Source organism: Klebsiella sp. 28, assembly GCF_018223905.1.
Taxonomy (GTDB): Bacteria; Pseudomonadota; Gammaproteobacteria; order Enterobacterales; family Enterobacteriaceae; genus Klebsiella; species Klebsiella pneumoniae.
Genome location: NZ_JAGRQY010000009.1, coordinates 103,068 through 114,858, shown reverse-complemented (window position 1 = coordinate 114,858; position 11,791 = coordinate 103,068). Strand labels below are relative to the sequence as shown.

The 11,791-nt window shown below is 55.1% G+C and carries 11 protein-coding genes and 1 pseudogene; 6 read left to right on the top strand and 6 right to left on the bottom strand.

Annotated elements, in window-relative coordinates; all coding sequences use genetic code 11:
* Together KHQ28_RS01830 and KHQ28_RS01825 are read left to right on the top strand one after the other, a co-directional pair.
* A partial coding sequence (locus tag KHQ28_RS01830) for a diol dehydratase reactivase subunit alpha (protein WP_211777558.1) occupies positions 1-1,565 on the top strand: 1,565 nt, incomplete at its 5' end.
* Between the two features lie 53 nt (positions 1,566-1,618).
* A complete protein-coding gene (locus tag KHQ28_RS01825; RefSeq protein WP_211777557.1) occupies positions 1,619-2,452 on the top strand; it encodes an MIP/aquaporin family protein in 834 nt (277 codons plus the stop codon).
* An 11-nt stretch (positions 2,453-2,463) separates the two neighbouring features.
* On the opposite strand, the gene hdeB is transcribed toward KHQ28_RS01825, so the two are convergent.
* Both hdeB and KHQ28_RS01815 read right to left on the bottom strand, forming a co-directional pair.
* A complete protein-coding gene (gene hdeB, locus KHQ28_RS01820; RefSeq protein ID WP_002917655.1) occupies positions 2,464-2,769 on the bottom strand; it encodes an acid-activated periplasmic chaperone HdeB in 306 nt (101 codons plus the stop codon).
* A gap of 26 nt (positions 2,770-2,795) precedes the next feature.
* A complete protein-coding gene (locus tag KHQ28_RS01815; protein WP_032418346.1) occupies positions 2,796-3,371 on the bottom strand; it encodes an HdeD family acid-resistance protein in 576 nt (191 codons plus the stop codon).
* Between the two features lie 240 nt (positions 3,372-3,611).
* Between KHQ28_RS01815 and KHQ28_RS01810 the strand changes: the two genes are divergently transcribed.
* Positions 3,612-4,274 (top strand): YfdX family protein, encoded by a 663-nt coding sequence (locus KHQ28_RS01810; protein ID WP_072198350.1) that lies wholly within the window; start codon positions 3,612-3,614, stop codon positions 4,272-4,274.
* Between the two features lie 90 nt (positions 4,275-4,364).
* On the opposite strand, the gene KHQ28_RS01805 is transcribed toward KHQ28_RS01810, so the two are convergent.
* A complete protein-coding gene (locus KHQ28_RS01805; protein ID WP_032418348.1) occupies positions 4,365-7,607 on the bottom strand; it encodes a transporter substrate-binding domain-containing protein in 3,243 nt (1,080 codons plus the stop codon).
* 4 nt (positions 7,608-7,611) lie between these two features.
* A complete protein-coding gene (gene evgA, locus KHQ28_RS01800; RefSeq protein WP_004174237.1) occupies positions 7,612-8,226 on the bottom strand; it encodes an acid-sensing system DNA-binding response regulator EvgA in 615 nt (204 codons plus the stop codon).
* A gap of 301 nt (positions 8,227-8,527) precedes the next feature.
* Here evgA and KHQ28_RS01795 point away from each other — a divergent pair, with 301 nt between their 5' ends.
* Complete coding sequence (locus KHQ28_RS01795; protein WP_072198349.1) at positions 8,528-8,893, top strand: HdeA/HdeB family chaperone; 366 nt, start codon at positions 8,528-8,530, stop codon at positions 8,891-8,893.
* A 68-nt stretch (positions 8,894-8,961) separates the two neighbouring features.
* On the opposite strand, the pseudogene KHQ28_RS29050 reads toward KHQ28_RS01795, so the two are convergent.
* Positions 8,962-9,042: pseudogene (locus tag KHQ28_RS29050) on the bottom strand (hypothetical protein); the annotation flags it as partial.
* A 31-nt stretch (positions 9,043-9,073) separates the two neighbouring features.
* A complete protein-coding gene (locus KHQ28_RS01790) occupies positions 9,074-9,919 on the bottom strand; it encodes an MBL fold metallo-hydrolase (RefSeq protein WP_032418349.1) in 846 nt (281 codons plus the stop codon).
* Between the two features lie 749 nt (positions 9,920-10,668).
* On the opposite strand from KHQ28_RS01790, the gene KHQ28_RS01785 reads away from it, so the two are divergent.
* Together KHQ28_RS01785 and KHQ28_RS01780 are read left to right on the top strand one after the other, a co-directional pair.
* Positions 10,669-10,902, top strand: coding sequence for a hypothetical protein (locus tag KHQ28_RS01785; RefSeq protein WP_071579674.1), 234 nt, complete (start codon positions 10,669-10,671; stop codon positions 10,900-10,902).
* A gap of 92 nt (positions 10,903-10,994) precedes the next feature.
* On the top strand, positions 10,995-11,567 hold the full coding sequence (locus tag KHQ28_RS01780; RefSeq protein WP_022631436.1) for a GNAT family N-acetyltransferase: 573 nt from the start codon (positions 10,995-10,997) through the stop codon (positions 11,565-11,567).
* The last annotated feature ends 224 nt before the right edge of the window (positions 11,568-11,791 follow it).

The following is an 11,791-nucleotide window of genomic DNA, read 5'->3' as shown; positions in this document are numbered from 1 at the left end:
TCACCGAGACCATTATCACCGAATCGACCATGATCGGTCATAACCCGCAGACGCCGGGCGGGGTGGGCGTTGGCGTGGGGACGACTATCGCCCTCGGGCGGCTGGCGACGCTGCCGGCGGCGCAGTATGCCGAGGGGTGGATCGTACTGATTGACGACGCCGTCGATTTCCTTGACGCCGTGTGGTGGCTCAATGAGGCGCTCGACCGGGGGATCAACGTGGTGGCGGCGATCCTCAAAAAGGACGACGGCGTGCTGGTGAACAACCGCCTGCGTAAAACCCTGCCGGTGGTAGATGAAGTGACGCTGCTGGAGCAGGTCCCCGAGGGGGTGATGGCGGCGGTGGAAGTGGCCGCGCCGGGCCAGGTGGTGCGGATCCTGTCGAATCCCTACGGGATCGCCACCTTCTTCGGGCTAAGCCCGGAAGAGACCCAGGCCATCGTCCCCATCGCCCGCGCCCTGATTGGCAACCGTTCCGCGGTGGTGCTCAAGACCCCGCAGGGGGATGTGCAGTCGCGGGTGATCCCGGCGGGCAACCTCTACATTAGCGGCGAAAAGCGCCGCGGAGAGGCCGATGTCGCCGAGGGCGCGGAAGCCATCATGCAGGCGATGAGCGCCTGCGCTCCGGTACGCGACATCCGCGGCGAACCGGGCACCCACGCCGGCGGCATGCTTGAGCGGGTGCGCAAGGTAATGGCGTCCCTGACCGGCCATGAGATGAGCGCGATATACATCCAGGATCTGCTGGCGGTGGATACGTTTATTCCGCGCAAGGTGCAGGGCGGGATGGCCGGCGAGTGCGCCATGGAGAATGCCGTCGGGATGGCGGCGATGGTGAAAGCGGATCGTCTGCAAATGCAGGTTATCGCCCGCGAACTGAGCGCCCGACTGCAGACCAAGGTGGTGGTGGGCGGCGTGGAGGCCAACATGGCCATCGCCGGGGCGTTAACCACTCCCGGCTGTGCGGCGCCGCTGGCGATCCTCGACCTCGGCGCCGGCTCGACGGATGCGGCGATCGTCAACGCGGAGGGGCAGATAACGGCGGTCCATCTCGCCGGGGCTGGGAATATGGTCAGCCTGTTGATTAAAACCGAGCTGGGCCTCGAGGATCTTTCGCTGGCGGAAGCGATAAAAAAATACCCGCTGGCCAAAGTGGAAAGCCTGTTCAGTATTCGTCACGAGAATGGCGCGGTGGAGTTCTTTCGGGAAGCCCTCAGCCCGGCGGTGTTCGCCAAAGTGGTGTACATCAAGGAGGGCGAACTGGTGCCGATCGATAACGCCAGCCCGCTGGAAAAAATTCGTCTCGTGCGCCGGCAGGCGAAAGAGAAAGTGTTTGTCACCAACTGCCTGCGCGCGCTGCGCCAGGTCTCACCCGGCGGTTCCATTCGCGATATCGCCTTTGTGGTGCTGGTGGGCGGCTCATCGCTGGACTTTGAGATCCCGCAGCTTATCACGGAAGCCTTGTCGCACTATGGCGTGGTTGCCGGGCAGGGCAATATTCGGGGAACAGAAGGGCCGCGCAATGCGGTCGCCACCGGGCTGCTACTGGCCGGTCAGGCGAATTAAACGGGCGCTCGCGCCAGCCTCTCTCTTTAACGTGCTATTTCAGGATGCCGATAATGAACCAGACTTCTACCTTAACCGGGCAGTGCGTGGCCGAGTTTCTTGGCACCGGATTGCTCATTTTCTTCGGCGCGGGCTGCGTCGCTGCGCTGCGGGTCGCCGGGGCCAGCTTTGGTCAGTGGGAGATCAGTATTATCTGGGGCCTTGGCGTCGCCATGGCCATCTACCTGACGGCCGGTGTCTCCGGCGCGCACCTTAATCCGGCGGTGACCATTGCCCTGTGGCTGTTCGCCTGTTTTGAACGCCGCAAGGTGCTGCCGTTTATTGTTGCCCAGACGGCCGGGGCCTTCTGCGCCGCCGCGCTGGTGTATGGGCTCTATCGCCAGCTGTTTCTCGATCTTGAACAGAGTCAGCATATCGTGCGCGGCACTGCCGCCAGTCTTAACCTGGCCGGGGTCTTTTCCACGTACCCGCATCCACATATCACTTTTATACAAGCGTTTGCCGTGGAGACCACCATCACGGCAATCCTGATGGCGATGATCATGGCCCTGACCGACGACGGCAACGGAATTCCGCGCGGGCCGCTGGCGCCGTTGCTGATTGGCTTGCTGATCGCCGTGATCGGCGCGTCGATGGGGCCGCTAACCGGCTTTGCGCTGAATCCGGCGCGCGACTTCGGCCCAAAACTGTTTACCAGTCTGGCCGGGTGGGGCTCGATCGCTTTTACCGGTGGGCTGGCGATCCCTTACTTTCTGGTGCCGCTGCTGGCGCCGGTGGTGGGGGCGATTATCGGGGCGTTTTTGTATCGCAAGCTTATCGGCCGCCATCTGCCGTGCGAATGCGGTATTGATGNNCCCGCCGCAGCGCGGCGGGTTTCCCCGGCCTGATGCCGGGGGGGTTATTTTTTGATGACCGCGCTGAGATCGCCAAGTTTAGCGGCGGGGTTCTTGTGGCACTCCTGCAGCATTTTCGGTACCGAAACGGTCTCGACTTCATGCCAGTCAACATAGTCGCCGCCGCTAAAGTCGGTGTTGCGATTCACTACCCAGAAGGCCACCGGGGTCATGCTTTTTGGGTTCATATCCATAAATTCCTGACAGGTCATATTCTGCGGCGTGGTTTCCTCAACCGCGAACGCCGGGCTGGTCATCAGACAGAATGTGGTAGCCGCCACGGTCAATACGAGTGCTTTAGGTAAATTCATTTTCTTCTCCAGTGACAAAATAGGGCTTAAGCCTGAGCGTGCTTCATTTTATTGCGCAGGACCAACAAGCCGATGGCGCTAAATATCATTTCAACGCCGATAAAGGCGGTAATAAATAACCAGCTTTGCTGCGGGTTCATGGCCAGCCACAGGCAAGCGATAAGTAAATCCAACAGGCCGATAAAAATATTCCAGCCAGCGCCGCTTTGTTTGCGGGTTAGACATCCGTTAACGATGCGGGAAATACCGCCGAGAACAAATAAAAAGCCAAATAAAATGGCCAGACTGCTCATACCGTTGAGAGGATTGACGACAAAGCTCAGGCCGAGCACGATCCAGGCGATGGCGAAGATCAGCGCCACCAGGCGTGATTTCCAGTGCTGCTGGCGGAAGACAATCAGGCTGTACAGCGAATAGAAGCCGCAGATCATCAATAACATGCCGGTTACTGTGGCGAGATACCAGCCGGCGACCAACGGCCAGGCCAGACAACAGGCTCCGCAGATAAACAGCAATACCGCCATCAGGCAGGCATGCCGTTTATATCGAATGAAGACGCGTGGGCTAAACGCATTTAAGGTGTAATGGCTAAACATAAACATAATTGCTCCGCAGATCCCGGTTGGCGGCCTGACGCTGAATAAAAAGCGTGAGGGTTTATTCAGCGGGCCAAAAGAAAGGTCTGAGGAAAATAGTAGGCCGCGCGATCGGCAGGCGTAAATAAGAGCGCCGAGGCCACTTTATACGCCTGGTCTGACAGCTGTCAGACCAGGCCCGCAATATTACTTCCGGGCTCTGATTCTCAATGCCCACGATATTTTTTAAGCTGGCTGCGTTTGGTGATGCTTACCGATTTTAATCAGGAGTCAACGATGAAAAAAGTCATTCTGGCGAGCCTGCTGGCAACCATGATGAGTACCTCTCCGGTATGGGCAACAGATAGCGCGACGGCAGCGCCAGCCGCGGCAGCCACGACGCAGGTACAGAAAGAAGCCGCCGATGTGCTGCAGGTGGCGGTGCAGGGCGCGAATGCGATGCGCGACATCCAGTTCGCCCGTCTGGCGCTGTTCCATGGCCAGCCGGATAGCGCCAAAAAACTGACAGACGACGCCGCCGCGCTGCTGGCCGCCGATGATGCCAGCTGGGCGAAGTTTCTGAAAACTGATGCTAAAGCCAAAATGATCGCCGATCGCTATGTGATCATTAACGCCTCTATCGCCCTGTCTGAAGACTATGTGGCCACGCCGGAAAAAGAGAGCGCTATCCAATCCGCCAACGAAAAGCTGGCGAAAGGCGATCAGAAAGGGGCTATCGATACCCTGCGTCTGGCCGGTATTGGCGTGATTGAGAACCAGTATCTGATGCCGCTTAACCAGACCCGTAAGGCGGTAGCGCAGGCGCAAGAACTGCTGAAAGCCGGTAAATATTACGAAGCGAATCTGGTGCTGAAGGGCGCTGAAGAGGGCATTGTGGTGGATAGCGAGATGCTGGTGGCAGGCAACTGATACTTGTTCCACCCTGAGAGAGCGCAGAGGAAAAAACTGACAAGGATGTCCCCTTAACGCTCGGGCAGGCGGACTGCCCGAGCGGAACGGCTAGCGGCCGATCAGGGCGTCGATTTCGCCATCGATCTCGCGCATGATGCCGGTGATGCGCTGTACCACCTCCAGACAGCTTGCCGGCGTCAGCGAATCAGGCCGCTTTGCCTCAAAAGGGGCGCACAGTTGTTGTAGCGCAGTAATCCCCAGAATTTGTGCTGAACCGTGCAGACGGTGCAGCGCCCGCAGAAAGATCTGCGGCTCATGCCGGGCGATTGCCTGTCCGGCAGCCTGTAAATCCGCGGCCGACGCATCGCGGAACGTCTCCAGCATCTCATTCATCAGCGCCTGGTCTCCCCCCGTATTCTCGCTCAGCACGCTGAGCTTCAGGTGCCGGGTAGCGTGAGGTGATGCGCGGCCCACCGCTAAACGGCTGAGCTCATGACTCAGCGTCTGGACCGACACCGGCTTAAACAGACACATATTCATGCCGCTGGCCAGACACGCCTCCCGCGACTGCGGCAGCGCGCTGGCAGTCACGCCCCAAATTACCAGGCCCGGATAGCGACGGCGTAGCGAGGCCGCCAGCGCCAGGCCATCTTTCTTCGGCATATTGAGGTCCGTTATCAGCAGATCGTAATGTTTGCTGGCGAGCTTATTCTCTGCCTCTTCACCGTCGCAGGCTTCATCGACGCTATAGCCGATAGTGCTGAGCTGGCGCTTGAGCAGTAGCCGGTTGGTGGGGTGATCGTCCGCTATCAGTATCGCCAGCCCGGGTAGAGCCTGCGGTCTGGCGGGCGACGCCTGCGGCGCGTGGATCGCGCAGCGGCTCGCCTTGACCGGCAGCGTGATGGTGAAAGTGGTCCCCACACCCGGACGGCTGACCATCTCCAGGCGACCCTGCATCAGCGCAACCAGCTCTTTGCAAATGACCAGCCCCAGTCCGGAGCCGGTCTGCTGGCGTCCCTGGCGCGCCTGGACATAGCGGTGGAAGAGGGTGGCCTGCTCTGCTTCACTGATCCCGCAGCCGCTGTCGCTAACCATGAGGGCCAACTCTCCCTGTGTCTCATTCGCCGGCGTCAGCCGGCAGGAGACCTGAATTGCGCCTTCGACGGTAAACTTCAGCGCATTGCCGATGAGATTATTGAGGATTTGCCGTAGCGCCTGCGGGTCGACCCACAGCATGGTCCCTTCCTGCAGCGCGTTATGGTAGTGCAGATCGATGCCCTTTTGCTGCGCCAGCGCGTCGAAGGTATGACACTGCTGCGACACTAACTGTGCGACATCGCTCCACTGCGGGGTAACCTGGTATTTTCCCGATTCAATCTTGTCGATATCAAGAATATTGCCGATAAGTCCCAGCAGGGTTTGCGCCGTCGACCCCGCCAGCTCGATCGCCTCTTTACGCTGGCCGACGTTCAGCTCAGGTTTCGCCAGCAGCTCCAGAAAGCCGACGATGGCGCTCACCGGCGTGCGCAGCTCGTGGCTCATGCTGGCCAGAAAGCGGCTCTTGGCTTTTGTCGCCTGAATCGCTTTGTCTTTTTCGCGCTCCAGCGCACAGGAGAGGGCCTCCTTCTGCGCCAGCTCCTCCTCGAGCCGCTGCTGGGAGTCTTTACGTTTGCGCACTTCCCGACACAGAGAGAGTCCCCAGCCGAGGCTGATGGCGATCAGCACCAGCGCAAAGGCGATCAGCTGGTAAAACTGGCGGCTGTACTGGCTCCAGTTCTCTATTTGCTGACTGGAGATTTTCGACCACTTCTCGGTCATCTGCAGAATATCCCGTGGCGGAATAACCTGCAGCGCTTTGTTAAGAATGGCGGCCAGCACCGGTTCATCGCGCGGGATGGCCAGCCGAATGGCCGCGACGGGGAGTCCATCAATGCGGGTGTAGTGCAGACCCTGTGGATAGTAGTGGTCGATCATATAGCGGGCGGAAAGCTCCGAGGCTACGGCGGCATCCACTTCGCCTTCCTCTACCATCTTCATGGCGACGCCAACGTTATCCGTTTCCACCCAGTTAATCAGCGGAAAACGCGCTTTCAGATCATGGGCGGCGATAGGCCCGACCGGCAGGGCGATCCGTGCCGAGCGCGTCAGCAGATGCTGGTCGGGGGCGCTGCCGCGGGCGACCAGCACAAAGGCCACGTTAATGAGCGGATCGCTGAGGGTGACGTAGGCCTGCGGCTGTGGGGTCAGGGTGGCGGCGGGCATGATCGCCCAGTCCTCTTTTTCCATGCGCTTTGCCAGAGCCTGACGGTTGCGCACCAGAATAGGGTCAAACTGCAGGCCGGTCTGGAGTGAGACAATATTCAGCATATCGGCCATGATGCCGCGCAGTTCATCCTCGTTATCCACCAGGGTAAATGGCGGAAAATAGGGGTTCACCAGCAGGCGGACGCGACGATGCTTCTGCAGCCAGCGCTGCTCTTCGGGGCTAAAGGTAAGCGGGGTATTGAGAAACGACAGATCGCCACGGTTGAGCCAGTTTTGCATGATCCGCATCGCGGTGTCGCTGTCCACGGCATGGATAAAACGGTCGAAGAGTTGATGCAGCTCTGGCCGATCGTCACGGGTGACAAAGCGGTTGTGTTGCTCCTGCTGACGAAAATAGTGCGCGATAACCAGCGATTGCGAGAAATATTTCGAGATGCAGTGGCCAGTGGTGATGTTGTTGCCGATAAAATACTGATTCTCGCCGCTGACCACCGAGGCGAGAGCCTGATAGTCGCTATCATAAAGGGTGATTTTGGCGTTGGGAAACGCCTGCTGAATAATATCGAAAAAAGCGCAATCGCGGGTGCAGGCCAGCGTGACGCGGCGGTCAGTGGTCAGCGGCGGCAGAGGGGATTTCAGCGAGGTGACCAGCGTCGGCCAGGTTTTAAGCAGCGGCGCGGATTGATCCAGGCCCGGGGCGAGCGCATCCCGGTGCGCCACCTGAGTGAGCAGGGTATCCACCTGGCGGTCGGCCAGGGCGGTGAGCGCCTGCTGCTCGGTGTCATACTGGCGGATAATCACCTTCAGTCCGAGGCTGTGCGCCATCAGCGCCAGATAGTCGGCGTTAATGCCCTGATAACTTTTCTCGTCGCCGTCATAGACGATGGGCGTCCTCTCGGGAAGCCAGGTCCCGACGGTCAGCGTAGGCTGCGCCGCCAGCCATGCTTTCTCCTTACCGCTAAGCGGGATATCGATCGCCGCGATATGAGAATGGCTCTTCAGCTCCAGCTGTTTCATGGCATACGCGGCAGGCGAGAGGCTCAGCGCCAGCCCGACAACGACGGATAAAATAAGACGAACCGCCATGCCATCACCCTATTTTATTGCGTTGCGCAAAGTCATATAGCTCAAGCAGGGTGCTGCAGCCTAATTTATCCATCAGACGGACCTTATAGGTACTTACCGTTTTATTGCTGATATTCATTTTGCTGCCGATGGTGGTGTAGTCGACGCCGCTGAGAATATAGCGGAACACCTTCATCTCCTGCGTTGACAGCGTATCCAGCCGGTCCTGATCGGTGATGCCGTGGGTGCAGAAGCGTTCCAGTGAAAAGGGGAAATAGCTGTAGCCATTATTGGCTGCGTCGATTGCGGCGAGGATATTATTCATTCCCTCTTTTTTACTCACAAAACCATTTGCTCCGCAGTCGGCGCTGCGTTTGCCGTAGAACAGTTCATTCTTAGCGGAAATGATGATGATTGTTCCCTGGTAGCGGCGTTTGCGCAGCTGCTCCAGCACCTCGATACCGCTGAGCTCCGGAATATCGACGTCGACGATGAGCAGGTCAGGCTGCATGCTTTCCGCGGTCTGCACGGCATGAGCGCCGCTGTCGAGCTCTGCCGCGACGGTAATACCGTTGCTGTCGAGAAGGTTGCGAATGGCGATACGTGCCAATGGATGATCGTCAATGATTATCGCATTCATGGGGGCGTAAATCCTGATATGAAAAAAGAAGGGCGATGCCTGGTGCAGGTGCGGCGGGGGTTATTTTTATCGATGCCGTTATAAGGCGTAATTGTAACACAAATCGTTTTGGGCCAGGGAAATATTGTGGAGCTGAGCCAGACGAATATATTTGCATAGCTGGATGACAGCTGTAGGAACGGGCGTTCACTTGCTTCAGCGCGGTCTGCTGTTAAAAAAAATGCAAACGATTAATCTGCTCTTATTAAGGTGAGTTCTCGGGAATATCGTCCGGCGACAACTGGCAGGTAAAATAATAACAATGGCGAAAGAAAAACGCGCCTTCTGGCGAAAATGGGTTTGGAAACATCTGATGGTAGGAATAACAGTACTGGCAATGAGTAGCGCCGCGGTGGGAAAGGATGTCGTCCCCGATGAGGCGCGGACCCGAGATATGATGCGCTGTCAGGATTATCTGCAACTGGATCCGCGCGCCTGGACGCCGATGGTGATTTGGCTGATGAACGATCCTTTTTCACTGGAGCCGCCGGAGTGGACCGACTTCCATGAAGCCGAGCTGGTGCTGACGCCGATCCTCACCGAAATCTGCCGTCAGGAGCCGGATGTCTGGCTCACCTCGCTGCGGGAACGGCTCAATTCTTATCAGCAGGTGCGGTCACTGAACTAAGCGACCGCGGTAAAACGGCAGAAAAAGTGACTAAATGGGCAGTTAGCGGCCTTCTTCTGCGCAAAGGCTCAGCAGCGGCCCGCTTTCTGCGACAGGGCGTCGCAGGTTTTGCTCGCTAGCGTCGGGTTGGCGCCGGCGCAGATGGCATTCAGAGGCGCTGTCATCTGCGCGCTTTCACATTTATTTCCCGGTGGCAGAAAAATTCAGCGTTAATCCAACGCCGACCTCGTTAATTTTGATAAAACGCGCCAGGCTAACCTTCGCCGCAAGATCGGTACAATGGCACGGATAGACGGAGTCTGGGGACAATACTTTAAGGTAATCCCCTGTCTGCGTGAGGCGATCTTCATCAGCATTTTGCAAATGGAACCCGCCAATGACCGAAACAATGTGTTTTTCTCCGGTAACCTGTTTTGCATATTCAATAATGTTAGCTATTCCCGCGTGAGAACAGCCTGTGACTACCACCAGTCCATCTTCTGTTTTTATTGCCAGCGCAGAATCATCCATAACGTAATCATCTGTAATTTCGCTTTTATCATCCACCGTTTGGCCTACCGGTGTCAGCATCTCAAATTTATTGTCCCTTGGTATTTGACCGAGGAAGATAATGTTTTCAGTGAGTGGATAAGGTTTTTTGCTGCAAATTTTGTCAAAAAAGGGATCATTTTGATCGAATCTGTAGTTTATCCCGATGGCTTTTGCATCAAAGTATTTTGGGGTTAATGCATCTGGGTGACAGATTAAGTTTATCTTTCTTTCAGGAATGAAATTTATCCGGTCATAATATTGAACTAAATGATTTAGCCCCCAGGTATGATCGTTATGCCCATGAGAAAAAACGATGCTATCGATACTGGTTAAATCAATTTTCAGCGTCTGCGCATTCTTCAGGAAAACATCCGAATATCCGGTATCGAAAAGGATTTTTTGACCATCATACTCAATCAGATAAGACACACCAGGTTCACCGATAAGGTACCTGTCAATTAATGTATTATTATCAACCAGAACCGTCAATCTCATCAGCCAATCCTCGATGTGGAGCCAATAATATAAAAAACTACATCTTTCTATTCTGGACTGGTGTTATGCCACATTCATTGCGGATAAGCAATTCACCAACATTTGTCATGAAAGACAGGGCTGACCAGATACCGCCGGGAAAAGAATGAGCTTAACTAAAAAAGTTGCATAGTGCCGTTTCTCGCTTGCGTTAGCCTTTTATGCAACCGCGGCCATGCTCATCACAAGGGAGACGGTAGTCATGCAATCGCTGTCTTTCATCCCTGACAACATAACCGGTCTAAGGGCATACCGATATCGCGCCATGCCCTCATAGTCGACCGATGGAACGCTACCGTCAAGCCGAACCGTTCGACATCAACGCTCCTGAGGGCAGTAGGAATAGGAATGCGCAGTTATCCGCATCGCTGACCTGACTTGAGAAACGTCGTATCCAGTAGCCTTGCTAATACTGATATATCTTATTTCCATTAGTTATTAATGAATCATTGACAGTGTTTTGCTGAACTGATTCAGCTAATGGCTCGCAGGATAATGTTTTGTAAAAATTATGTGATTAAAATTTAAGGGTTTGTAGTAAGCTCTAAAGATAGAAAGATCGTCTGGATTTTATCCGCTACCTTGAAGGGATTAATAAATCTGCGTTATAAATTAATCGCACTATTTAGAATACAATGGAAATATCTGAATGAACAATTCAGATAAATAGTGAAATAAATCTTATTATGCTGGTAGCTTCAGGACAGGGTATGTTTATGAAGAATGGAATTATTCTATCAATCGCAGATCGTATCAAAGACGCGTTTCCCATACCAACAGACGAATTCAGAAAAAGGCTTGAAGAGGACTGTTATGTAATATGGAAGTTGCCGCAATTTTATACCTGGCAAATCACCCTATCCTCCATCATTCCCGCCTGTACTGATTATATTGAAGCAATAAATGCAGAGGTACATGGCGCTTATGGTTCTGCCCGCCATTAAAACCAATGGTGAAATCATTCGCAAAGTTCTGTTTGTCACCGTGGGTGCGATGATGGTGACGCTTTCAGTAAAATATTTTACAGGAGTATGAAATGGCAATGGTCAATGAAAATATCGTCATTCGTCTGGCGCAAGACGTAGACATCCCTGAGGTGAAACAACTGCTGGAGCGCTATCACGCAAAAAATCTTGCAGGCGAGCAACGGGCGAATGGATTTGTCACCACCGATATGACGGAGCAGCAATTAAGCGAACTAAGTTCAGCCGAAAGTGGTGTGGTGATCGCCGTTGATCGTTCATGTGACAAGGTCATTGGTCTGCTGCTCGGCGGATCGTGGGAATTTCTCAGCCCGTGGCCCATGTTTAAATACATGGCAAGTATTCTCAACGAATATCGCTACCAGGGGGAAAAACTGGATGCAGTAAGCTCATATCAGTATGGCCCTATCTGCGTCGCAGAAGAGTATCGTGGCCGGGGCGTGGGCGAGATGCTGCTTGAGTATCAGCGCAAGGTGTTTGCACCGCGTTATCCCGTCATCGTTACCTTTGTCAATGTGCTGAACCCGCGCTCGTATGCGTTTCATACCCGCAACCAGTTCGAAGACGTCGGTTTCTTTAACTTCAATGGCAATAAGTACCACATGATGGCATTACCGACCTCCTGAGCGTTGGGCTGAAATAGTGCGGTATACCCGGCGGGCGTCTTCGGCGCCTGCCGGTATAAGCATAGGTCCAGGTTTGGCCGGTGGCTGACCGATCTCTGCTATTTTGAGGGCGTCTGGAAAAGGAAAAGGGCCTACGTTTGCACATAAACCCTTGATATCTGGGGGCCCCTGTTGGGTTTGAACCAACGACCAAGCGATTATGAGTTCCTACCGGAACAACCGAA

Coding starts and splice junctions, on each gene's coding strand:
- KHQ28_RS01805 (WP_032418348.1), bottom strand. CDS start 7,607: ATGGCGGTTCGTCTTATTTTATCCGTCGTTGTCGGGCTGGCGCTGAGC.
- hdeB (WP_002917655.1), bottom strand. CDS start 2,769: ATGAATTTACCTAAAGCACTCGTATTGACCGTGGCGGCTACCACATTC.
- KHQ28_RS01795 (WP_072198349.1), top strand. CDS start 8,528: ATGGCGAAAGAAAAACGCGCCTTCTGGCGAAAATGGGTTTGGAAACAT.
- KHQ28_RS01790 (WP_032418349.1), bottom strand. CDS start 9,919: ATGAGATTGACGGTTCTGGTTGATAATAATACATTAATTGACAGGTAC.
- evgA (WP_004174237.1), bottom strand. CDS start 8,226: ATGAATGCGATAATCATTGACGATCATCCATTGGCACGTATCGCCATT.
- KHQ28_RS01785 (WP_071579674.1), top strand. CDS start 10,669: ATGTTTATGAAGAATGGAATTATTCTATCAATCGCAGATCGTATCAAA.
- KHQ28_RS01810 (WP_072198350.1), top strand. CDS start 3,612: ATGCTTACCGATTTTAATCAGGAGTCAACGATGAAAAAAGTCATTCTG.
- KHQ28_RS01815 (WP_032418346.1), bottom strand. CDS start 3,371: ATGTTTATGTTTAGCCATTACACCTTAAATGCGTTTAGCCCACGCGTC.
- KHQ28_RS01780 (WP_022631436.1), top strand. CDS start 10,995: ATGGCAATGGTCAATGAAAATATCGTCATTCGTCTGGCGCAAGACGTA.